At 49.5% G+C, this 23,599-nt stretch carries 22 protein-coding genes and 1 pseudogene; 9 read left to right on the top strand and 14 right to left on the bottom strand.

The features are described from left to right. Positions 1–5: 5 nt before the first annotated feature. The 8 genes from ACY2RQ_RS10145 to ACY2RQ_RS10110 form a co-directional block, all read right to left on the bottom strand. Complete coding sequence (locus tag ACY2RQ_RS10145; protein ID WP_490112851.1) at positions 6–668, bottom strand: vWA domain-containing protein; 663 nt, start codon at positions 666–668, stop codon at positions 6–8. A gap of 44 nt (positions 669–712) precedes the next feature. Then, entirely contained in the window at positions 713–1,351 is a 639-nt protein-coding gene (locus tag ACY2RQ_RS10140; RefSeq protein WP_490112850.1) for a VWA domain-containing protein, read from the bottom strand. A 64-nt stretch (positions 1,352–1,415) separates the two neighbouring features. Further along, the gene (locus ACY2RQ_RS10135) at positions 1,416–1,937 is read right to left on the bottom strand and encodes a hypothetical protein (protein ID WP_490112849.1); all 522 of its coding nucleotides are present in this window, start codon (positions 1,935–1,937) and stop codon (positions 1,416–1,418) included. Between the two features lie 407 nt (positions 1,938–2,344). Further along, entirely contained in the window at positions 2,345–2,728 is a 384-nt protein-coding gene (locus tag ACY2RQ_RS10130; protein ID WP_490112848.1) for a DUF4236 domain-containing protein, read from the bottom strand. Positions 2,729–2,783: 55 nt separating this feature from the next. Beyond that, the gene (locus ACY2RQ_RS10125) at positions 2,784–3,404 is read right to left on the bottom strand and encodes a transposase (protein ID WP_490112892.1); all 621 of its coding nucleotides are present in this window, start codon (positions 3,402–3,404) and stop codon (positions 2,784–2,786) included. A gap of 112 nt (positions 3,405–3,516) precedes the next feature. After that, positions 3,517–3,984, bottom strand: a complete 468-nt coding sequence (locus ACY2RQ_RS10120; protein WP_490112847.1) for a helix-turn-helix domain-containing protein — start codon at positions 3,982–3,984, stop codon at positions 3,517–3,519. A 157-nt stretch (positions 3,985–4,141) separates the two neighbouring features. Continuing rightward, the gene (locus tag ACY2RQ_RS10115) at positions 4,142–4,756 is read right to left on the bottom strand and encodes an HAD family hydrolase (RefSeq protein ID WP_490112846.1); all 615 of its coding nucleotides are present in this window, start codon (positions 4,754–4,756) and stop codon (positions 4,142–4,144) included. Between the two features lie 121 nt (positions 4,757–4,877). Next, positions 4,878–5,945 (bottom strand): sodium:calcium antiporter, encoded by a 1,068-nt coding sequence (locus tag ACY2RQ_RS10110; RefSeq protein WP_490112845.1) that lies wholly within the window; start codon positions 5,943–5,945, stop codon positions 4,878–4,880. 140 nt (positions 5,946–6,085) lie between these two features. On the opposite strand from ACY2RQ_RS10110, the pseudogene ACY2RQ_RS10105 reads away from it, so the two are divergent. Next, positions 6,086–6,763, top strand: a pseudogene (locus ACY2RQ_RS10105) (IS1 family transposase); the annotation flags it as partial. Between the two features lie 102 nt (positions 6,764–6,865). Here ACY2RQ_RS10105 and ptsP read toward each other — a convergent pair. Then, positions 6,866–9,418, bottom strand: coding sequence for a phosphoenolpyruvate--protein phosphotransferase (gene ptsP, locus ACY2RQ_RS10100; RefSeq protein WP_490112844.1), 2,553 nt, complete (start codon positions 9,416–9,418; stop codon positions 6,866–6,868). Beyond that, the gene (gene nagE / locus ACY2RQ_RS10095) at positions 9,415–11,130 is read right to left on the bottom strand and encodes an N-acetylglucosamine-specific PTS transporter subunit IIBC (protein WP_490112843.1); all 1,716 of its coding nucleotides are present in this window, start codon (positions 11,128–11,130) and stop codon (positions 9,415–9,417) included. Before nagE ends, ptsP begins: the two co-directional genes overlap by 4 nt. Before the next feature lie 326 nt (positions 11,131–11,456). On the opposite strand from nagE, the gene nagA reads away from it, so the two are divergent. Together nagA and ACY2RQ_RS10085 are read left to right on the top strand one after the other, a co-directional pair. Beyond that, positions 11,457–12,728, top strand: coding sequence for an N-acetylglucosamine-6-phosphate deacetylase (gene nagA / locus ACY2RQ_RS10090; protein WP_490112842.1), 1,272 nt, complete (start codon positions 11,457–11,459; stop codon positions 12,726–12,728). A gap of 27 nt (positions 12,729–12,755) precedes the next feature. Beyond that, positions 12,756–13,997 carry an ROK family protein gene (locus ACY2RQ_RS10085; protein WP_490112841.1) on the top strand — a complete coding sequence of 414 codons (1,242 nt, stop codon included), beginning with the start codon at positions 12,756–12,758 and terminating at the stop codon, positions 13,995–13,997. Here ACY2RQ_RS10085 and ACY2RQ_RS10080 read toward each other — a convergent pair. Both ACY2RQ_RS10080 and ACY2RQ_RS10075 read right to left on the bottom strand, forming a co-directional pair. After that, positions 13,985–14,590, bottom strand: coding sequence for a class I SAM-dependent methyltransferase (locus ACY2RQ_RS10080; RefSeq protein ID WP_490112840.1), 606 nt, complete (start codon positions 14,588–14,590; stop codon positions 13,985–13,987). The genes ACY2RQ_RS10085 and ACY2RQ_RS10080 overlap by 13 nt on opposite strands. Before the next feature lie 38 nt (positions 14,591–14,628). Further along, complete coding sequence (locus tag ACY2RQ_RS10075; RefSeq protein ID WP_490112839.1) at positions 14,629–14,931, bottom strand: DUF533 domain-containing protein; 303 nt, start codon at positions 14,929–14,931, stop codon at positions 14,629–14,631. Between the two features lie 167 nt (positions 14,932–15,098). On the opposite strand from ACY2RQ_RS10075, the gene ACY2RQ_RS10070 reads away from it, so the two are divergent. From ACY2RQ_RS10070 to ACY2RQ_RS10055, 4 genes are all read left to right on the top strand, one after another. After that, complete coding sequence (locus ACY2RQ_RS10070; protein WP_490112838.1) at positions 15,099–15,569, top strand: FxsA family protein; 471 nt, start codon at positions 15,099–15,101, stop codon at positions 15,567–15,569. Between the two features lie 240 nt (positions 15,570–15,809). After that, a complete protein-coding gene (locus ACY2RQ_RS10065) occupies positions 15,810–16,106 on the top strand; it encodes a co-chaperone GroES (RefSeq protein WP_490112891.1) in 297 nt (98 codons plus the stop codon). Positions 16,107–16,162: 56 nt separating this feature from the next. Continuing rightward, the gene (gene groL / locus ACY2RQ_RS10060) at positions 16,163–17,815 is read left to right on the top strand and encodes a chaperonin GroEL (protein WP_490112837.1); all 1,653 of its coding nucleotides are present in this window, start codon (positions 16,163–16,165) and stop codon (positions 17,813–17,815) included. A 527-nt stretch (positions 17,816–18,342) separates the two neighbouring features. Continuing rightward, positions 18,343–19,596, top strand: coding sequence for a hypothetical protein (locus ACY2RQ_RS10055; RefSeq protein ID WP_490112836.1), 1,254 nt, complete (start codon positions 18,343–18,345; stop codon positions 19,594–19,596). A gap of 19 nt (positions 19,597–19,615) precedes the next feature. On the opposite strand, the gene ACY2RQ_RS10050 is transcribed toward ACY2RQ_RS10055, so the two are convergent. After that, on the bottom strand, positions 19,616–20,476 hold the full coding sequence (locus tag ACY2RQ_RS10050; protein WP_490112835.1) for a 6-pyruvoyl trahydropterin synthase family protein: 861 nt from the start codon (positions 20,474–20,476) through the stop codon (positions 19,616–19,618). A 49-nt stretch (positions 20,477–20,525) separates the two neighbouring features. Further along, positions 20,526–21,440, bottom strand: a complete 915-nt coding sequence (locus ACY2RQ_RS10045) for an endonuclease/exonuclease/phosphatase family protein (RefSeq protein ID WP_490112834.1) — start codon at positions 21,438–21,440, stop codon at positions 20,526–20,528. 446 nt (positions 21,441–21,886) lie between these two features. Here ACY2RQ_RS10045 and bioA point away from each other — a divergent pair, with 446 nt between their 5' ends. Together bioA and ACY2RQ_RS10035 are read left to right on the top strand one after the other, a co-directional pair. Further along, positions 21,887–23,182, top strand: coding sequence for an adenosylmethionine--8-amino-7-oxononanoate transaminase (gene bioA, locus ACY2RQ_RS10040; protein WP_490112890.1), 1,296 nt, complete (start codon positions 21,887–21,889; stop codon positions 23,180–23,182). Between the two features lie 74 nt (positions 23,183–23,256). Next, positions 23,257–23,592 carry a hypothetical protein gene (locus tag ACY2RQ_RS10035; RefSeq protein ID WP_490112833.1) on the top strand — a complete coding sequence of 112 codons (336 nt, stop codon included), beginning with the start codon at positions 23,257–23,259 and terminating at the stop codon, positions 23,590–23,592. Positions 23,593–23,599: the final 7 nt, after the last annotated feature.

Genomic DNA, 23,599 nt, shown 5'->3' with positions numbered 1-23,599 from the left:
CCTGTTTACAGAACCAGTTGAATTTCTTCAGGCGGAGGAGGCAGAGTGCCATTGCTTGTATCCATTGAAATGCCAGCGGAATGACTTCCTGCAGCTATAGAGTCAGATACCCACTTGAAGAACGCACTAAAAGCCGACGAGTCCATAGTATCCAATGTGACAACTGTACTGGTCAGCTTTTGCAGAAATTCTGATTTGGCTTTCGGACCAGCTGCACACCCGATAATGGCTGCAAAGTTGGCCTGTTTAATCTTTACGGTCATCTGATCAAACAGCTGAAGATCACTTGGCTTACCATCTGTCAACACAAACAGCATAGGCCTGAAGTCACCTTTATTTGCCGATGTGGACTTCTGAACACCTTGTTCGACTTTCTGGCACAGGGACTCAAGCGCTTCACCTAGATGTGTGGCACCACTTCTTGGTAAAACAATTTCAGGAATCTGAACATCTTCCAAAGGAGTCAGAGGAAACAGCTCTTCAATAGTATTACTGAACGTAATAATTGATAAAGCCACTGATTCGAGCGCATAGGGATCCTGCCGAAGCCCGGCAACCAAAGAGCTTAATCCAACATTAACAGCATGAATAGGCTCTCCCGCCATACTGCCGGAAGAGTCAATTAATAAATAAACAGGTAGACGACGAGCCATAAAAACCTCACACAACGACAAGACCAGAATTTGAAAATAAAGGGCTATTCATCGCACACTCAAAAAACAACCTGCACTTCTTCCGGAGGAGGAGGCAGTTCATCAAGGCTTGAAATCTCTTTCTTAGTCAGATCTATCTTGACCGAGCTGGTACTCACAGAAGCTGAAACCCACTTAAAAAATGCGGCAATCCCTGCGCTGTCAAGAGTATCTAAACGAACGATACTATCCGTTATTTTTTTCAGCTCTTCGATCTGAGCACGAGGACCTGCAGCGCAGGCCACAACAATGCCGAGTTTAGACCGATCCAGGCTGTCCACACCTTTCTGCAAGTCGTCCGTGGCAATGCCATCAGTAAAGAGAAAAACCAAAGGCTTCCAGTCTCCGCGCATATCGGGTGTCGTTTTTCTAACTTCCTGTTCAACTTTGGAATTCAGCAGAGAGAGTGCTTCCCCCATAGCCGTCCAACCATTTGCTTCGATGGTTGGAGCCTGAAATCCGATCAATTCAGTCAACGGCACACTTTGCGTTGCCTCAGAGCCAAACTCAATAACTGAAAGTGCTGCCGTTTCCAAAGCATGAGGATCCTGCCGGAGACTGCTCAACAGGGTATCCATACCATTTCGAACGGCCGCAATAGGCTCACCAGTCATTGAACTGGATACATCGATTAACAGATAAACAGGTAAACGTCTCACAGTATCGTTTTTCCTTAATGTTATGCGATTACTTCGTTATTCAGGCCATCGCAAAGGGCATCTACTAACCATACAGACTTACTATGTCGTCTTCACTATATGGTAAAACTGGTTTAAATAAATTTGTTTTGGACATATTGCACCGCAGTTCACCAATAGAAAAGGTGCTCATAGGGTCTATATCGCCAAGATGCGAAAAATCAATTTGACTAAAAAGTCTGCGACTCATGATACTGCTATAAAGGTACTCTTCATTGGTGTGGCCAGTACGTACATCTATCCGTTGTGAAAATCCGCTAATAATCACCTGCCGAACACTTGGCAGCCGGTTGAAGCCTATTCCACACAGGAGAAGCCCAACACTTCCTATATGATGAGCATATATACTGCGTTGCTTAGTAACAGTCATCTTTCTAATCCTCAATCGAGGACCATCAACTTCAGCTTCCTTCAGGGGGAAATCTTCAATTTCAGGTAAATCAACATCTATATACAACTGTCTTCCATCACGACTAAATTTGAATGATACAAGCGTTTCTCGTGGCCAGTCGACTTCCTGAACTGCATCCTCAAACACCTCATACATAGCATCCAGGCTCTCACGTAACGACCGTTCACGCTGATCTTACAACCCTCGCGTTTCATTTTCATGTACTTGACGCAACGCATGATAACGATTCATTGCCTTTTGATAAGTCTTATCGATTCTATCCTGCTCAAGAGTGTATTCTTTCTGGAGTCTTTGATGTTTTTTCAAGGCTTCCCTGTATTCACCCTGAGCACATTCATACCTGGCCATCCTGCGTGACTGAAAAAGAGAAATCGTCTTACCCAGCCAAGAAGACTGAGGACACTTGGGCACTGATGGTAATTCCGAAATGATAACAGAGTTCTCCTCCTTCTCAGGAATAGCGTAAGAAAAGGGGCGATGAATCAGAGTTGGCCGGTATTTGGGTTCAGGGATAGCCAATACAAGATCTGTTAATTTCTGAGTTAATTCATTAATACTGTTTCGTTTATCCTGTAAAACGCCTGAAAGCCTGCCGGGTCTCTTTTCTCTTCCTCCTTAACAAATCGAGGGGGCAAGCGTTCATCTCGCTCGTTATACGCTTCAACTATTCCAGTGTTTTTAATTGATAAATATACTTTTGATGGGGCGCAGACGGAAGAAGAAGATTTCCTTTGGCCTGAGCGGCTATCCAACCGTGCCCGATATGAGAGACCAGTACCAGGCAGTCCAACATTCCCGTGCACTCCTCTTAAAGAAATATTTACAGATGCTCCTCTCGTGCCTACTGATAAAGAGGCTCCTTTCAGACCAAGATTGACTCGGATACCTGGCGAAAGTTTAATGCTTTTACGGAAACGTAGACCCATAGAGATCCTCAACTACAAATTACTAGTGCTGCATAGCCTAAATAGCCAGGCCATCTCATGCTTGTAATGGCCTGCCCATATAAGTCCATTTGAAGGGCTTGGCCATCGTCTCATTGAAAAACTGTATGAATGCATGGAGCCCACTCCTCAAAGCGTCCTTTGAATAGAAGCTGCTTCGTTTGAGATATCGTCTTACCAGAATTGAAAACCAGATCTCTATCTGGTTAAGCCAAGAGGCATGCTTTGGCGTGTAGTGAAACACCACTTTGTGAGACGGATCAGACAGGTAAGCTGTCCGGCTTTTCACGTTTTTCAGAATGCCGGACTTCCCCTTAACCCCCAGTTCTGACGACGGCGTTCCTTCAATCTCCGCCACCATTGTGACCACAGCCTCTGACATATGCGTGTTGAGGTTATCCATGACAATATGCCAGCCAAGAGCATTGTCATCACTATCCAGCATGGTCTGCAACCAGTCAGCAAAATCCTGCTCACTGCGAGTATCACGAACCAGGGGCGTAATCTTACCCGTCGCCACATCCATACCCGCTAACAGGGCCTGGGTGCCATGTCGCCGGTATTCAAATTCACGTTTTTCAATATAACCAGGCTGAACGCATTTGCCCGGCGAAACAGGCTCCAATGCTTGTATACCAGTCTTTTCGTCAAAAGAAATGGTGCGAATGCCCTGCTTATTCCGTTCCGGGGCCTGCTGATAAGTTTCACAGACATCAGCACAGCGTTCATCAAACGCTTCGTCTTTGGGGGTGTTGACCCAGCCCTGAACCTTATCGGGACGAATGTCGGCCTGATTTTAAAAATCGCCCGATCTGGCGCTGGGAAATAGAATCGACAATGCCTTTTTTCACAACGGCTTTAGCCAGGGCATTCTGGGACCAGTGGCTTAATATAAATCCATGGTCTTCCGGTTTCTCACAGGCCAGTTTCATAATCTGGCAAATCTGTTCAGCAGAAAATTTGGGAGGGTGACCCGGACGAGGAGCGTCTTTAAGGCGCGCGATAACAGAGGACAGGTCGGAGCGTTCAATCCAGTGCTTACGCCAGAGCGTGACGGTTTCGCGGTCACACTGCAGAGCTGTTGCTGATGCCCGAAGACTGAGTCCTTCAGCAGCAGCTAGGATAATTCTGGCTCGCAGAACCTGAGCCTGAGTACTGCTGCGTTTACGTACGATACTGTCAAGCTCTTCACGCTGCTGAGCATCAAGAACAAACTGTTTGCAATAATCTGCTGGCATCCCTGCTACTTCTTATTTCTTGTGGAAACCCTGAGAGCTATTAAAACATATTTCTACTTCGGTGGGGTTTTCAGGGCTTAGTTGCACTAGTACACTTATATTGAAAGAGTGATTATTTGAAATAAACTCCCGCTTTCACTTATCCACAGGAAATCTATCACCCAATTTCAGTCCTATTAAAATGGCGCACCCCACTCCCATTCACAACAAATCCTTGCCGTACAATGGAGAGCATAGGACTGTCCGGCGGTAAATTACCGTAACCTAATACAGCATCTAAGTAGCGGCCATCTAATTCAATCATTTTTTTAATACGTAAAACTTTCTCTTCAAATGCACACTCTCGTTTGAATTCACCTGTTAAAACACCATTATTTGCAACCAGTTTCGTACCTATAACCTTGCAACAAGGCCACCCTAAGCGGTCGACAATACCACGAACATACGACTCCGGCGATGCAGTAACAATCCACACCTCACCTCCGCTAGCTTTATGCCGAAGCAAAGCATCAACTACCTTCTGGTTTGGCGTAAAATACTTGGCACATTGCAACCCAATATCATAGACCTCCCTTTCATCAAGACCATTGAGACATGCACTATAGAGATACTTTTTAATATTAAACTTCGGTTGACGCCAAAAATCCCGCGTAAAAAATAGAGGTAAAACCATTAACCAAAGAAATTCTTTATCTGCTGCTGCCTTAAACAAACAGCTGAGGCTATTTTCTAGAATCAATGTTTGATCAAAATCAAAAACCGCCAACTTCATTATTAAACACCTTAATATTTACCAGCTTTAAAGAACCAGTCATACGATTTTAGATATTCCAAGATCGATTAATCGACCTTGGAATAAATAAGCCCATTTAAATCATAAATACCCAAACCTGCTATATTGCCAACATCAAATATCCAACCCAGGAAGCAAAAAGAGAGAAAAGACCTATGGCAGTCCAGCCATTCACTTTTTTCGGGAAAAACAATAGCGCCAATACAATGGAAGTAACTCCAACCAGAACAATTCGCAACACAGCCAACTCTTCACTTCCCGGCATTTGGATCGCGCCAAAAACCAGCCCATAGACTATTAAGGGCAAACCTAAAGCAACGGTAATATCAAAAGTATTACTACCAAAAGCATTCGCTACGGCGTCATCATACTCACCCTTCACAGCATCTTTAACACTCAAAAAAGTATCAGGAACAGACGTCGCCGCAGCTGCAAAAATAAGCGCTGACATGTAAACAGGAATACCTAAACCACGAGAAATATCAACTACAGCAACACTTAGAAAGTGACAGGCAATACCAATTACAACAGTGGCAAGTAGCAAATTAACACTTGCCGATAAATTTGTAACTGGACGGTCATTAAAAAACACTTTGTTAAAATCAAACTTAACCAGAGCTATGAACTTTGATGAGTTTTCCAAAGATTCATATTCATAATCACCTTCTCCGTCCTGATTACAGCTTTTGAGCATGTGTATCAAATAGCCCATATACACGATAAGAAGCACGACCCCCATCCACCACTCAAACACATCAAAAGCCATCAGCATTGCTATCAAGACAAATTCGCTCATCAACAACCAGAAACCATCTCTCTTGAGTGCGACCTTACTGACTTCAAAAGCCTTAACTCGCTTCCCGTTAGCCCCCCAAAAGCGTACTGCAAGTATGCATACCAGCGGTATGACCACAGCATTAAAGACTGCACTTCCGACTGTCACAGATATACCAGCGGCAAAACCAGACTCATCCCTAAGCAAAAACAACAGGGCAAAAGCGGTCATCATTTCAGGTAAAGATGACCCTATTGCGTTAATTAACCCCCCTTTCCCCCCTTCACTCATGTTCCGCCCAAGGTATTCGGCACTTTGCTCGAATGTATCACAGGCGTATTTAATCACTACCGAAACAACAAATACAACGACAAACGCCATCGCAAGACTCATAGACACCCTACCCCATTAAAATTCATCAATATTTGTCCCCAAAATGTCACTATCTCTATTCAGTGCACCGATGAACACTAACACACCCCAAATATAATTATAATGTCGTTTACTATCCCTAAAACGGTAGTGGCCGCCAGCGTTACCGCTGTAAAAACCAGGAGTGTGACACGAAAACCTTTATGCTCGAATATCGCTACAGGGCTTGTATGCCAGGTATTCGAAAACAGGTCCTGGATATAGCAATCAATGGCAGCGGTACTCGGGGTATCGGGCGCGTTCTCAGGATCAACAAAAGTACTGTTATCAGCACGATCGCAAGCCAAGAAGGAAAGCTTGTATCGGTTAACTCTCATATCCGCTGGGTATTAGACGCAGAGTGCGATACATCGGCGCATATCCTGCTTGCGTGTGATGCTGCCGAACTCGATGAACAGTGGTCATTTGTTGGCAATAAAGCCAACCAGCGCTGGCTCTGGTATGCCGTCGATCATAAGACCAACATTGTTTTGGCCTATATTTTTGGAAAGAGAAAAGATGATGTTTTTCGCAAACTGAAAGCGCTTCTGGAGCCTTTTGGTATCCAGAAATTTTACACTGATGACTGGGGTGCCTATGAAAGAAATCTCGATGAGCACAAACATGAAGTGGGCAAGAGAAATACATAGAAGATCGAGCGAAAGAATCTGAATTTTAGAACATGGATAAAGCGTTTAGCCCGTAAGACTATATGTTTTTCCAAGTTAGAAAAGATGCACGATATCGTTATCGGAATGCTCATAAACAAGGTCGAGTTTGGTCGGGATATTTACGCATGAAACACACATTTGGCCCACTACCCAAAAAGCTAACAGAAATCAACCGCTGGTGCTCTGTGCTCTCACCCTCAAACTTGCTGATTTATAGTTGGTTATACGGGATCATTTATTTTTAAGTAACTGTCGTACATCACAGGCAGTACTCTGTTGCAGAGCCTTCTGTGCCAGTTCGTGGCAGTTCTCAATACTCAGCTCCCTTACTCTGGCTTTGATCAAAGGAATAGCCGGAATACTGGCAGAGAGTTCTTCCACGCCCAGACCAACCAGTACAGCTGTAGCATCCGGGTCGCTGGCCAGTCCGCCGCAGATGCCTACCCATTTGCCTTCTTTCTGAGCTGCTTTCACCGTCATATCAATAAACCGTAGAACTGCCGGATGCAGGCCATCGGCTCTTGCTGCAAGGCGGGGGTGGCTGCGGTCTATTGCCAGGGTGTACTGGGTCAGGTCGTTGGTGCCGATGGAGAAGAAATCCACTTCCGGAGCAAATTTGTCAGCCATCAGTGCTGCGGAGGGCACTTCGATCATAATGCCCAGTTCCATCTTCTCTATATCTGCTTTTTGTTGCTCCGCGACAATTAGTGTTTTAACTGCCCGAAACTCATCAAGGGAGCTGATCATTGGCAGCATAATGTGTGGACAGTAGCCTTTCGCTGCGGCAAAGATCGCTCGCACCTGTTTGCGCAGCAGTATCGGACGCTGGATGGATATACGCACTCCCCGTTCCCCCAGAAACGGATTCTCTTCCCGGGGAAGAGGCAGGTAGGAGAGGGGCTTGTCTCCGCCAACATCCAGAGTGCGGATAACAACAGAGTGTTGCGGGTCTATTGTGTCGAGAATCTCTTTGTAAACACTCTGCTGTTCAGCGATGGTCGGCTCGCAGGTACGGTCCAGATAGAGGAATTCGGAACGCAGCAGGCCAACACCTTCGGCACCGTTTTCAACCGCTGCGCGGGCATCGGCCGGGCTGCCGATATTGGCAGCGACAGTGACCTTCTGGCCGTCCAGAGTCACGGCAGGTTTATGGGCTGAAGCCCTGGCCTGCATCATGGCTTCCTGGCTGGCCTGTTTCTGCTTCCTGAACCTGCTGACCTGTTCCGGCTCGGGGTTGAGATAGATCTGGGCATTGTCGGCATCAACAATCACAGGTGTGCCGTTGGTTGCGGACAGGATCTCTGCAGAGGTATTCACCAGATAGGGAATGCCCAGGGAGCTGGCGAGAATCGCTGAATGGGACGTTGTACCACCGGCTATGGTGCAGATGCCGCAGACATTGTCCCGGTTCAGGCTGACCACTTCCGAGGGGGTGATATCTTCCAGTACCAGTACAGTGTTTTCCGGCAGGTCTGTAAGGCTGATATTGACGCCTAAAAGGTGGGACAGAACCCTTAAACCAACGTCTTCTATGTCGGCAGCCCGGGCCGCCAGCAATGAATTAGAGAGTTGTCGTGTGTGATCAGCTTCCTGCTGGAAGCTGTTGTGCCATGCCCAGATCGCGCTTTTGTGATCACGAATATGCCGGGCCGCAGCATCCTGAATACTGGGATCATTAAGCAGAGCCTGATGAGCGGCAAAAACCTGCGCCTGGTCTGGCATGGTTTCTCTCAGTGAATTCGTCAGAACCTGTAACTCAGTGCGGGCCTTATCCAGAGCGTAATTTAGCTGGCCAAGTTCTTCTTCGATATCGACGCCCTGTTCCGGGTAGGAGGGCAGGTTGCGAGAGTGTTGGAAAATCGAACCTATGGCTGAGCCCGGAGCGGCCTTAATGCCGCTGAGGATATTGTTGTCCGCTGCTTCAGCTCCCAGCAGAGGCGGCTCCTCGGGGAGTTCTTCCTCCTTCTCATTAAGTGTGGTGTGGGAAGAGATATCATCACCAAGACCTGACGCAATGCCTTCAACAACCGCTGCCAGTGACTGTTCTGCATCAGAGCCTCGGGCTGTGACTGTCAGCTGTGTACCAAGAACAGTTTCCAGCCCAAGAATGGCGGTCAGGCTGTTAGCGGCACATTCTGAATTTTTATCAGCCGATCTCAGGGTGACCTTCGCGTTGAAGGAGTTTGCGATGCCGGTCAGTCTGGCTGCGGGGCGGGCATGAAGGCCGGCAGGGTTGGGGATAATGACCTCTTGTGAACAGGTTTTCTCCGACAGGTCGCTGGAAGAAACTGAGGCTTCCGTAGTGGTGGAATCAAGTGCTGCTACGGAAAACACGGTGCTCTCTCCGGCGGTAATGTACTGTCCAAAATCCGCAGGAGTGATTGTGTTCGATGACGTCATCAGAATAACGGTCTGCAGGCTGGCGGCTTTGGCGGCGACGATCTCACTGTCAAAGGTCAGCAATGGCTGGCCTGACTGAACCTGGTCACCAACATTGACCAGAGTGCTGAAACCTTCACCTTTGAGCAGGACGGTATCAACACCCACATGAATTAGAATCTCTATACCAACGTCGTTTTTTACCGCAACCGCATGTTTTGAACTGTGAACCTGGGTGATAGTACCGGTGAAGGGAGCCAGCACGGTGTTGTCGGTTGGGTTGATGGCAGCGCCGTCCCCGGCCATGCGCTGGGCGAAAACCGGATCTGGAGACTGGTCAAGGCTGACCAGTTCTCCAGAGAGGGGAGCCAGCACAGGCTGGCTCCCATTCTCAATTTGTGTCATGCAAAAGCCTCTGCTGCAGTATTTGTCTTTTCGCCAGGGTGCTGGTCACAAAGCTGCTGGATTTGCCCGGCAATAATCTCTGCTTCAGGGCCAACAACTATTTGCACATTATTCTCGCCAATCGGCACGACACCGGTGGCTCCAAGGATTTTCAAAGTGTTCTCATTGATGATTGAGCGTTCTTTGACTGTCAGACGCAGGCGGGTAATGCAGGCGTCAATCTCCGTCAGGTTGTTCTGACCTCCCAGGGCTTTCAGGTATTTTTGGGCCAGAATGTCTCGGGCAGCGGTGTTGGTCTGTGCTGGCAGTTGAATAGTGTCCAGGTTTTCGGTGACGGGGATGGACTTCATCTCGCCGGCAATAATTTCTGCCAGAGGGCCGAGGATAATCTGGATGCTTGTGTCGTTGATGCGTACGACACCGGAGGCTCCAAGAGCTTTCATCACCTGGTCATCAATGATGGAAGAGTCCTTGACAGACATACGCAGGCGGGTGATGCAGGCATCAATATTGGTAATGTTGCTGAAACCGCGCAGTGCCTTGGCAAACTGGCGGGCCTTGAAGGCGTTTTCACTCATTCCTGTAACGTTGGAAGTTTGCGGAACGGCCTGTACAGCGTCTTCCTCTTCACGGCCAGGAGTTTTCAGGTTAAAGGCTTTAATAGCTGCGTAGAAGGTCATGAAGTAGACACCACCAAAAGCCAGGCCAACCAGTATCAGAGTGCCTGGATTAGTGGCAAGGCCCCAGTTCAGCACCATATCAAACAGACCGGCGGAGAAACCGAAGCCGTGGGCCAGCCCCAAAGTGTTTGTGGTAACCAGGGACAAACCGGTGAGGACTGCGTGCAGGGCATACAGGCCGGGAGCCAGGAACATAAACATAAATTCCAGAGGCTCGGTAATACCGGTGAGGAAAGCCGTCAGGGCGACAGAAAAGAGTACGCCGCCAATCTGTGCTTTGCGCTCGCTGCGGGCGGTTATATACATGGCCAGTGCGGCTGCAGGCAGGCCGAACATCATCACAGGGAAGAAACCGGTCATGAATACGCCAGCTTCAGGGTCGCCGGCAAAGAAGCGACCCAAGTCACCGGTGGCTCCCTGGAACTCTCCCAGTCCAAACCAGAAATAGGAGTTCAGTACATGGTGCAGGCCGAAGGGAATAAGGCCACGGTTCACTGTACCGTAGATAAACTGGCCAATAGCGCCGGACTCGGCCACGCCATGGCCGAAAGCATCTATGCCATTCTGGATGGATGGCCAGACATAACCACAGACCCAGGCAATCAACAGCATGGAAAGGCCGGTGACAATAGGCACCAGTCGTTTGCCACTGAAGAAGCCCAGAGCAGCGGGCAGGGCGGTATTATGGAAGCGGTTGTAGGTATGTCCGGCCACGATACCGCTGATAATACCGCCGAAGAAGGACATATCGATATCAGCATTAATGGTGCCGGCTGCGGAGGTCAGCACGAAGTAGCCAATGGCACCGGCCAGGGCTGCAGCACCGGCTGAGTCTTTGGAGATACCCACAGCGATTCCCAGTGAAAACAGGAGCGGCAGATTGCCAAATATGGCATCCCCGGCTTTGGCCATAAATGCTATGCCAAGCAGGTCATCTTGCCCCAATCGAAGCAGAAGTGCTGCTACGGGTAGAACGGCTATAGGCAGCATCAGTGCCTTACCGAGTTTTTGCAGATATCCAAGTATGTTCATTGTATATACCGCTACCTGTTTGCGTGATACGACAGTGTGACTATATTAACTATTTATTTTTTAATAAAAATTAAATGCTCGATAAGATGGTGCTTTGTGGCAGTTTCTTTGTGTGTTTGTGGTTTCTATTGTGATTTTTTGAACTTTATCATTCTCAATGAAAAATAATTGTGTAAGGTGCTCGTATATTTTAGAAATATCCGGGTTGGGTAGCTGTTATTTATGAGAATGGCCTGTCAGCTCAGAAGCAGGGAGTGAAGGAGAATGCGTTTTATTCCTTTAAGTGATACCCGAAAAACTGCGCAGTGGAAGGTGCGATAAACCATATGTGGACAGTCTCTGCCCTGCAAAGCCATCCTAAAGCCGTCATGGTGTGCGATGACCCGGCCACACTGGATTTAAAAGTTCGCACCCTGCGGAGCCTGCCTGTGTCTGAAATCTGCCATGCACTTGTGAACTGTTTTATTCGTACGGGGCAACAGCAAGGCGGTGATAAGACGGCCAATGCGATTGTGCTGAAAGGTCGCGAAATCGTTGGAGTCTGCCGTGAGGATGAAGTTCCGAATAATTGTCTGGTGACCGATCTGAGCGGATTGACTATCGTCCCCGGGTTTATCGATCTGCAGTTAAACGGCTGTGGCGGTGTGCTGTTTAACAATGATATCTCCGGTGAAACTCTGGATATCATGCATCACACCAATCTGAAGGCAGGTTGTACCTCATTTTTGCCAACCCTGATTACCAGCCCGGATGATGATATTCGTGCAGCGGTTGAGGTGGTCAGGGCCTATCAGCAGTCCTGCCCAGAGCGGGTACATGGTCTTCATATGGAAGGTCCGCATCTCAATCATGACCGCAAAGGTATACATGACGCTGGTCAGATACGCGCGCCTTCACAGATCATGATCGACTATATCTGTGACAATAGCGATGTCATTCGCATGATAACGCTGGCTCCGGAAGTGTGTCCGGATGGTGTAATTCAGGTGTTTGCTCAAGCGGGAATAGTTGTCTCCCTCGGTCACAGTAATGCTACGGCGGAGCAGGTACGAGCGGCTGAGAAAGCCGGCGCTGGTTTTGTTACCCATCTGCATAATGCCATGAGCCCACTAGGCAGTCGTGAGCCAGGGCTGGTGGGCGCGACACTGGACAGCCCCACCCTGGGAGCAGGTATTATCGCCGATGGCCATCATCTGGCATGGGAAAATATGCGTATCGCCCACCGGTTGTTGCAGGACCGTCTGGTACTGGTCACCGATGCCAGTACAGCGGCAGGAACGGATATGACTGAGTTTCGTTTTGCCGGTCAGACCATTTACCATAGGAATGGCTGCTGTATGAATGCCGACGGCACACTGGCCGGTTCTGCCCTGACTATGGTTGAGGCAGTGAGAAACAGTATTGCCCAGGGCATACCGGAACCGGCTGCTATTCGTATGGCGACATGTAATCCGGCAAGGGTTTTGGGAGTGCAGCGAAAGTTTGGAAATGTGGCTGCCGGGCAGATCGCCAATCTGGTGGTTGTTGACGAAAGTTATCAGGTTCGGGCAACTGTCAGTGGTGGTCACTATTTGCCAGTAGAGGCCGGTATAAGTTGATGTAGGTGTAAAGGGAAATTTAATACTGTGGCCATTGCCAATCTGGATTTCGTTAAAGAGCAGAATACCTCTGTCGTTTTCAAAACAATCGTTGAGAGCCATCCTGTTTCCCGCATACAGATTGCCCGTAACTGTAATCTTTCTGCTGGCAGTGTCACGCGTATTACCCGGCGGCTGATTGAAGCGGGGCTGGTGGTTGAGTGTGAAACTCAGTCGTCCGAGAGGGGGCGCAAAGCCACATCCCTGATGCCTGCTCCCGGGCAGATCCAGATTCTGGCTGCCCGGACGGGTAGAACAGATTTCCACTTTGGCTTGTGTGATCTGTCCGGCGAATTGCTGGCACGTATATCTGTGCCTTGCTCTCCGGCCAGTGAGTCTGCATTCAGCACCCATTTTATTGCTAACCTGCGGCAGTTCATCAATGACAATTCTGCACGCATTCACTGCCTGGCCGGTATCGGCCTGACAACACCAGGTTTGGTTCATTCCAGTGATGGTGTGATTCGTTTTCTGCCCCATCTTAAGGTTGATAATCTCCCCCTTGCGCAGCAGGTGACGGAAGCAACTGGACTGCCCTGTTATCTTGGCAACTTTATTTCATCAATGGCTTTGGCCGAACACCACTTTGGCGTCAGTCGCAACATTCCTAACAGCCTGCTGGTGACTGTCCATAATGGTGTGGGTGCTGGCATGGTGCTGGATGGAAAACTCTACGAAGGCAGCAGCCTGGCTGTAGGGGAGATTGGCCATATTCAGACTGACCCTTTGGGTGAGCGCTGTTACTGCGGCAATATAGGCTGCCTCGAAACCCAGGTTTCCAACTCGGTGATTGAGCGCCGCTGTCGTCAGATGCTGGAAGAGGGGGCGGAGAGTGTACTTCGCTCTTTGCGTTCTGAGAGACATCTGGTTTCGGTGGGCGATATTGTTGAGGCTGCTCAGGGTGGAGATGCTCTGGCTGAGCTGTTGCTCCGGGATACAGCGGCAAAACTGGGCAAGGCCATCGCCATGGCGGTGAACCTGATCAGGCCTGACGTGGTTATTCTGGCCGGCGAAATGTTCAGGGCAGAGAAAGTGGTGCATCCGGTGATACAGCATGCACTGGATACCCAGTCCCTCACTCTGAGTGATGGTGTTGGCGTAAAAATTGTGAACAGCCAGCTCTATAGCAGTCCCTGGTATGCTGGCTTTGCTCTGGCGCGCAGGGCATTGCTGGAACAGGGAGGTATCTGGCGACTGTTACAGGAACGGGCCGTCAGTTACAGTGCCTGAACCTCTGCTGTGTGGTCTTTTTTCCGGGCAATATAAATTATAGCCGGGGGAAGATTGCCCCAAATAATCGAGCTTTTGCTGACATAGTCAAAGGAGCTCTGCAGGTTCTTGTGAAACTGCTGAGCGGTAAACAACGCCAGGCTATGGACATAGGCGTAAGTCACGAAGTAACCGCCCGGGCGCAATGCTTCTATGGCGGCTCTCAGAAACTGCTGTTGCACATGGGCGGAAAAAGCAGCCCAGGGTAACCCGCTGACAATGGTGTCGCAGTATTCCAGGTTGCGTTCTTCCAGAACGGCACGGGCTGAGGTTACGCAGCCGTCAATAATATCTGCCTGGGGACAGCGCCGGCGGGTGGCTTCAGCGAAGGTACTGTTAATTTCAAAACCTATTAATTCTGCCTGCTGCGGTTTTCTGCGGCAGATCTCTTCCGTCACCACCCCTGTCCCTGTGCCGAATTCAAGAATGGTTCCGGCCTTTTCCACTCTGGCTGTTTGTACCAGTTGCTGACAGAGGCTCGGCCCGGATGCCATGATGGCTCCGGTCTGAGCCGGGTTGTGCAGAAACTGCTGAAAGAAATGAAAGGCATTCACGGGTTGTTAACCTGATCCTCGGATATTGGAAGGGTGTTTTATTGGGTATCCCGGGCTTTTTGTTCCAGCAGTGCTATCGCTTCCGGCTCCAGACTCATCTGTCTGGACAGCTCCTGTAAATAGCTTTTCTCCATAAAGTTCTGCTCATCAATAATCAGCAAGGATATAAGATAGACCTCGGAAGCCTGTTCCGGGGAACGAACTTTTCTGGCAATCTCTGCCGGGTTCAGGGAGCTTTCCAGGCGAGGGCACCAATAGAGGCTGTTCCCCCGGCTGTCAGAGCTGATCCTCCCAATTTGCGGGCTTTCTTGTTGCCCATACCGAAGAGCATGGCACTGCACTCGCTGCCGGATTCCGGAACACCCAGCACCTTCTTAAGTAAGAATGTACCGAGGCTTAACGCCGGGCTGATAGTTCAGAACTTTTTCCAGACAGACCTTGAAATCACTCAGGCCAGTGCCATATAGCTTTTACAATCAGGGGACTTCTGTCTCAAACGGAGAAAACAGTGCGTTTTGGCTTTTTTTTGCTGGTCCTGCTCCCGATTACGGAGCTGATGATTCTTATAAAGGTGGGTAGCCTGATTGGCGTGCTGCCCACCGTAGCTCTGATTCTGTTTACCGCATCGGCAGGGCTTTACTTGCTGCGCCGGGAGGGCTTCAGCGCCCTGACCCGGGCCCGCCAGAGAATGGCTGTGGGGGAAGTGCCGGCTATGGAAATGATGGAAGGGCTGGTTATTGCGTTTTGTGGTGCCCTGCTGCTGGCTCCCGGCTTTATTACTGATGTTATTGCCTTCTGTGGCTTGATTCCTCCCCTGCGCAGGGTCCTGATTAAGCGAATGTCCAGCAGCTCAAGATTCCAGATGTATACCTCGGCCACTATGAATGGACATGTTTCCGGTGCCGGGTTTAACGGTCATTTTTCCAGATCTGCCGGGGACAGTGATGCCATTGATGGTGAATTTCGCAGGGAAGATTAATTTTTTTTCTATCCGGGGTTGAAATGCGAAATGGCTGGCCCTATCTATGTCGGGCAAGAGGTCAGCTTCGGTTTATACGAAGCACCAGCGAACAGTTTAGCGGGAAACTGGCCGTTTATGGCGTTTTTCCGTTGGCTTCCCAAGGGCAGCTCCGGGCTGGACGGGAAGTGTTTTTTGGGTATTGCCGGCTTGCCGGTCAAGTAATTCATAGCTCTGTTAAAGACAGTGGAGAGACTATCAATGAAGCTCCGTCCTTTGCGTGACCAGGTGCTCGTGCGCCGCTTTGAAAGCGAGACTACTTCTTCCGGCGGTATCGTACTGCCCGGTAAGGCCGAGAAGACCAATCGTGGTGAAGTTGTTGCTGTCGGCTCTGGCCGTATCGACAACAACGGCAACGTGGTTGAGCTGGTCGTGAAGGTGGGTGACAAGGTCGTATTTGGCGGTTACCACAGCGATTCCAACACCATCAAGATTGACGGCGTTGAGCACGTCCTGATGGCTGAGTCTGACATCTTTGCCGTAATCGAAAGCGAATAAGCAGCACAGGCTGTTTGTTCAACGACTTTATCTAACCCGATTCAAGGAACATCAAGATGGCTGCCAAGCAAGTCAAATTCGGTGACGACGCCCGCAAAAAAATGCTTGAGGGCGTAAACGTCCTGGCTGATGCGGTAAAAGCAACTCTGGGCCCCAAGGGCCGCAACGTTCTGCTGGAGAAGTCCTTCGGCGCGCCCACCATCACTAAGGATGGTGTATCCGTAGCCAAGGAAATCGAACTGAAAGACAAATTCGAAAATATGGGTGCCCAGCTGGTTAAGGAAGTGGCTTCCCAGGCTAACGACCAGGCAGGTGACGGTACTACTACCGCAACCGTACTGGCTCAGTCCATCGTAAACGAAGGTCTGAAGTACGTTGCCGCCGGCATGAACCCCATGGATCTGAAGCGTGGTATCGACAAGGCTGTTACCGCTGTTGTTGCCCAGTTGCAGGACATGTCCACTCCCTGTGCCGACAGCAAGGCTATCGCCCAGGTAGGTACTATCTCCGCCAACTCCGATGAAACCGTTGGTGACATCATTGCTGAAGCAATGGAAAGGGTTGGCAAGGAAGGCGTTATCACCGTTGAGGAAGGTAACTCTCTGGAAAATGAACTGGATGTTGTAGAAGGCATGCAGTTCGACCGCGGCTACCTGTCTCCCTACTTCATCAACAACCAGGAAAGCATGTCTGCTGAACTGGAAACCCCCTTCATCCTGCTGTTCGACAAGAAGATCTCCAACATCCGTGATCTGCTGCCGACCCTGGAAGCCGTGGCCAAGGCTGGCAAGCCCCTGCTGATCATCGCTGAAGATGTTGAAGGCGAAGCTCTGGCGACTCTGGTTGTGAACAACATGCGCGGTATTGTTAAGGTTTCCGCTGTCAAGGCACCTGGTTTCGGTGACCGTCGCAAGGCCATGCTGCAGGATATCGCTGTTCTGACCGGTGGTGCTGTGATCTCCGAAGAGATTGGCATGAGCCTGGAGAAGGTAACCCTGGACGACCTGGGTACTGCCAAGCGCATTGTTATCACTAAGGACGACACCACTGTTGTTGACGGTGCCGGCAACCAGGCAGACATCTCTGCCCGTGTTGAGCAGGTTCGCGCTGAAATCGAGAACTCCAGCTCCGATTACGACAAAGAGAAGCTGCAGGAACGTGTTGCCAAGCTGGCCGGCGGTGTTGCCGTGATCAAGGTTGGTGCTGCTTCTGAAGTGGAAATGAAAGAGAAGAAGGCCCGCGTTGAAGATGCTCTGCACGCAACCCGTGCCGCTGTTGAAGAAGGCGTAGTTGCCGGTGGTGGTGTTGCCCTGATCCGTGCCCTGAGCAACATCTCTGTTGAAGGTATCAACAAGGAGCAGGAAGCCGGTATCGCTCTGGCTCTGCGTGCCCTGGAAGGTCCTATCCGTCAGATCGCTGCCAACTCCGGTGACGAAGCTGCTGTTGTGGTTGAGACGGTTCGCAACGGTGAAGGTAACTTCGGTTACAACGCTGCAACCGGCGAATTTGGTGACATGATGGAAATGGGTATCCTGGATCCAGCCAAGGTCACCCGTTCCGCATTGCAGGCTGCTGCTTCCGTAGCTGGCCTGATGATCACTACCGAAGCCATGGTTGCTGATATGCCTGAGGACAAGGCTGCTTCTGCCCCTGATATGGGCGGCATGGGTGGTATGGGCGGTATGGGTGGCATGGGCGGTATGATGTAATCATCTTCCACCCGGCTCTACTGACCCAGTATTGCTGAAAACCCGCGTCCTGCTTTATGCAGGGCGTGGGTTTTTTTATTGATGTCTTTAAGTAATTCCACCTCTGGCGCATCAGTTTTTTTCCGCTTAAATGTATGGGGTTGTTGTGGCAGAACACCTTGTGTGCTGTTTATTGTTGGGGGGATTACGCTATTTTTATCCGGGCCTTAGCTTTATTTACTTTTCGCACATTGCTGCTTTGGAGTATTGCGGTGGGTGCCAGTGCTTTGGTCCCGGGGAGCAGGCCTTCTCCCAGAGCCAGTTTGTCGGACTGCAGCTCTAATATGTCGGTATGGCTGCAGGAAGATGGTAGAAGCATATGTTTGCGGATTGAACAGGATGGTGGTTTTTTCTGCATTGACCTTGAAGAGCTGGGCTTAAGAAGAGATTTCTTTCTCAGTCATTCAGGCGTGGGGCTGACCGGTGGTATTGCTACACAACAGGTTCCTGCATCATGTGTTGGGGAAGGGTTGATGTACAGGCTGTTTATGGCCAGTAAAAATGAGGTATTTGTAAAAGAATTTTCCCCCAGGCTGGTTTCTTATCAGGAGGCTTTGCTGGGATTCAGAAGTAATTCCGGGATGACATACCATAACGACAAGAATCAAGATCCGGATGATGAAAATAAAAAGATGTTAGTACCGTTTTTTTCTGAGGAACTTATCAATGTGCTTATACCCCAGGGGGGCGGTGATAGCCTGGACAAAGAGGGCGAGGGAGACGTTGATTTCCTAACTGATCAGGACAAGGAATTTCCTGACGATATTTCATGGTTATTGAATGTCTCGGGCCGATTAGAACTGAATGAGAAGGGACCTGTTGATTTACTGATTGCCTATGGTAGTAGACTGTCTTTCTATCAATTTAAGGCAGAGACAGGGAGGATGAAACTGGTTGCCAGTATGTCCATAAGAGATGTTGTTGAGAGTGCAGAGCAGATAAAGGGAATGGCCGTTACTGAAAATGGTTTGATAATCGCAACCCCTCAGATACTTGTGTTCTTTGCCTGTGACCATAACGTGCTAACGCTTGCAAATGAACGCCAACAGGTTCAGGTGGTTGATATCAACGCTCTCCAGGATCGTCTGCGCCCTTTAAAAAACATGACTTCTATTCAGTCGATGACTTATAACAAGGATATTAATACCCTGGCTCTGTCTACAGGAAGTAGCATTTTTATAGGGGAAGATGGAAATACCTGGTACGAAGTTTGGGATACATCGTCGAATCTGCAGCCGAATATCGCGTATGTTGAAAGGGGAAGGGGGAGGAAGGCCCGTGATGTTTTCTTTTTCTCTGATAGTTCTGCTTTTTTGGCGAGTCCCCGGCAGCATATTGAGCCTTATATTATACAGTCAAGTTGTACGGCGAATGTGCAGACAGCCACTTGGCCGCTTTCTTCCGTTTTTGTTCCGGTAAGAGCTGTGTCAGGAAGAGAGGTGAGCGGGGACAGTAATGAGCCACCGGGAACTTCAAATCATCCTGGTACCCGCAGGGCCAGAAGGAAAATCTCTGACCCCTATCCTGTGAAGAGGGCACCCAGAGAAAGACGGGCAAATTCTATTTCTATTCCAGTGGTTACCTTCAATGTGCAGGAAAGCATGCTGACCAGCAAAAGTTATCCCATGTGCAGTGGCCAGGTCTGCAGGGCAGATAATGATTCTTTAAAACCGGATATAAATAGCCAGCTTCCTCTACAGCCTTTTTCTTTTACTGCACCCAAACCTCATTCTCATTACTAGAAACTGTTGTCAGGGACTGTTATTCGCCAGGGAAGTGACCGATAGCGCCTTTGCAATAACCTTCGTTGGCAATAACTCTGATTGATTTGCCAGGGGCTTTGCGTCCGAGTTTTTCGGCCAGATAAGCGGCCATCAGTTCGACAGTTGTGTCTGTCTCCATGAGGTAGCATTGGCGAGCAGGAATAAGAAGCACAAATTGCCCCTGCAGTGCCTGATAGGCAAAGGTATTGTGTTCCAGGCCATCAATTTGAGTGGTTGAAATAAGGTCTTCCCGGGTGGCGATATAAATATCCTTCCAGGTATGGGCAACCTCTTTTTCCAGATCAAGACTGCGCTGGTTATTGACAAACACCTTGATCGGCGAGCGATGACCGTGAGCTATACGCTGGCAATCACCCTGGTGTTTCTTCAGCCCGTGACTGTAGTGGTAATAAGCCCCCTGGATATTGTCGGGGTAAAGGTGCAGTTCAATACCGGTGACATTATCCGGCAACCCAGCCAGAATATACTTTTCAAGGAGTGGGCGGACATTGTCCGGAGTAATTTCTGTCACTGGCAGAGGCAGTATGGACTGAAGAGGTGCCCGGCAACGAATTGTTCCACCATCGTTCTGCTGAAGAGTCACTTCTCTCTGTTTTTCGTTTTCCTGAACCTGAACTGCCGTATTTTCAATGGGAACCAGCAGGGCATGGTCGGCATAGCTGTCAATCATGCTTTTGACTTCTTTTTTGACATGACCGAAGTCAAACACCATGCCTTCATCATTCAGTTCCCCGGAGAGCACTACGTCAACCAGCCAGGTTTCCCCGACAAGTCCTCGCTCGGGGCAGAGAAATGAAAAATCGATGGTCGATAACTGCTCAACAAACAGGGCGTTCATAATCCCACGACAGGCTCAGACAAAAGAGACGGGATTGTATGTCAGATGATCAATTGTGGCGAGAGCTATATCCCGACGGAAGGGTTATATGGGTTGCCACCGGCATGTGATCAGAAATATCCAGGGGCAGGGGAAGAACACGGCTGTCAGATGAGACTATGGCTCGGGGGTGGAAGAAATAGTCCAGAACCAGTTCCAGCCTGGCGGGATTCAGGTCATAGGCTGTTAGCCACTGTGAGGCGTTTTCCTCCTGTAAATTCGCCAGAGAGGGGATCCCCGTGAATTGCTGATAAAAGGGCTTTAATGGAGATAGCTCCGGGTAGTGGGACTTCTGGTTTTGAGGAAGGTGTTGATAAAAGCCCGGAGGGAGAAGGTTGAGGTCACCGGCAAACAGCCACAGACGTTTTTTTTCTGAAAGCCGGGTCAGTCTGCGTAATACAGCGTGAATCTGGTTACCCATGTTGCCCCTTCCCAGTGTTGGGGCATCAAGGTGTGTATTGATCGTGGTAAGTCTTCCTCCCCCTGCCAGTGGAAAGTTAACCTCTTGAAGGGAGTGGCGGGGGTAGAAAGGTATCAGGGCTCTCTGGCTCTTGGTCGGTGGCAGGAGTTGTTGGGAGGCTGAGTCCATTCGGTATCTGCTCATGGTGACCAGTGCCATATCCGATGGTGATGTCAGGTTTTTGTGGGGAATAAAACGGGTTTTCCAGTAAGTCGCGGAGCTGTAGCAGGGAAAAAGTTCGGAAAGTTTTCTGGTTATCTGTTGGAGCTGGTTAAGCTCCCGTGCGTGGGGGTGTTGCAGATAAACCTCCTGTAAAAACAGGATGTCGGGATTCTCTGCCTGAATAACATCCACAACCCTTTTCAGGGTTTTATCGACATGGGCTGATGTAATCAGGGGGGCTGAGAAGGTGTCTGTCCAGTAGGGGTAATACTTCCCGGCAAAACCCTGGATATTCCAGGTCATAACTTTCAATGTCTGGCCGGCCTGGATTTTTTGAACATCTGAACTGCAAAAGACGGGTTTCTGTTCCAGGCGGGGTGGGTAGTATCCGAGGATTCGGGGAAAAGAATAAATTAACCCGAATGCGCCTGAACCTGTCAGTGCTAATAGGAGTGCCAGTGAGCAGGCAACAGATCCCCGGTTTTTATTCATTGGTGCAATACAACAATGAGTAATTGTTCGTGGGTTGAAGAATAGAGCAGAGGCAGGACTCTGCAATATTTTGTTGTCAACTTAAATAAGGTAATTTAGTTTACAAGTAATCGCTGGGTATGCAGTGCGTTCATAATATCCTATGGCCATCACAGGGATTATCTCTGCTTATTCGGTTCAAAGAGTGTACGGTTCAAATAAGGGAAGCTGTTTTGTCTGAAGTTGTTTTGTCTGAAGTGTCTTGTGCAGAAAAAAAACTGGGTACGCCTGAATGCAGTGTAACTGGCGATGATCTCCGTTTTGACAGAGATCATATCTGGCATCCTTATACCTCTGTCACTCATCCGACCCCGATTTTTCCGGTTGAATCTGCAGAAGGGGTGCGCATTCGTTTAAGTGATGGCAGAGAGCTTATTGAAGGCATGTCTTCCTGGTGGTCTGCGATTCATGGCTATAACCATCCGGAACTTAATGCTGCGGTTCACAGCCAGCTGGAGGACATGTCCCATGTGATGTTTGGCGGGCTGACCCACAAACCCGCTATCGAGTTGTGTCGTAAATTGGTGGATATGACACCGGAATCCTTGCAGACAGTCTTTCTGGCGGACTCAGGTTCCGTTGCTGTAGAAGTGTCCATCAAAATGGCGGTTCAGTACTGGCGCAGTAAAGGCGACCAGAAGCGCAAGCGCCTGTTAACAGTTCGCAGTGGTTACCATGGGGACACATATGGTGCCATGGGGGTATGTGATCCTGAGAATGGTATGCACGGGTTGTTTCGTGGTGTATTGCTGGAACATGTGTTTGTGGATGCTCCGGCCTGTGGTTTTCATGATGCCTGGGATGAACGGTATATCACGGAATTTGAGCAAGCCCTGAAAGAGCACGGCAAAGAACTGGTCGGCGTTATTCTGGAACCGGTGGTGCAGGGGGCCGGGGGCATGCGTTTTTACTCACCCCACTACCTGCGTCGGGTGAGTGAGCTGTGCAAAGAATACGGTATGCTGTTGATTCTGGATGAGATTGCTACTGGCTTTGGCCGCACAGGAAAAATGTTTGCCTGCGAACATGCGGGTATTACCCCCGATATTATGACCGTTGGTAAAGCACTGACCGGTGGCTATATGACCCTCTCTGCTGCCATCTGTACTGAAGAGGTCAGCCATACAATTTCCAACAATGGTGTATTTATGCACGGTCCGACGTTTATGGGAAATCCACTGGCCTGTCGTGTTGCCTGCGCCAGTCTGGATATTCTCTCCCGGGGTCGCTGGCAGGAAGATGTTGCCCGTATTGAAAGAAAGCTGGCAGAAGAACTCACCCCCTGTGCCGCTATGCCCGCTGTTGCTGATGTACGGGTGCTGGGCGCCATAGGTGTGGTTGAGTTGAAAGAACCGGTGGATATGCAGACGCTTCAGCCGCGCCTGGTGGAAGAGGGTATCTGGGTTCGTCCGTTTGGCACACTGATTTACGTGATGCCTCCTTACATTATGAACGACGAAGACCTTTCATTCCTGTGCCGGGCTATTTGTCGGGTAATTTCTGAGATGGGTTGATTCTTCTTCTTGATGTTTGACAAAGACCTTCCCTGAACCAGACTGCTCCCGTTAATAACCAGCGGGAGTCTTTTATGTCTGAACGTATTTCATCTTTACCCCTTATGGAAATTCTGGGTGGGATTCTGGCTGTGGTGCTGTTATCTGGTTGTCAGAAAAGCCTTGAACCCCAGGAAACCCTGCAGGGCTGTGCCACGCTGTTGCCGAAGGGAGATCTCTATATGCTGGAAATACGGGGTGTGATTGATACAGGTTCGACCCCACCAAATGTTGAGGGGGCGTTTGAAGTTCTCTCAGAAGGGGCGGATGAATTGCAGATGGAAGCTTTTTCAGACTGTATGCGTCGTATTATTCAGCCCCATTCGGGAACGCCGGATGAGGATATCAGTACCGGTTCTCCCGCAGGTTGACAGGTAC

This window comes from Parendozoicomonas sp. 209JJ7-1, assembly GCF_058147085.1.
This window is presented reverse-complemented; position numbering and strand designations above follow the sequence as displayed.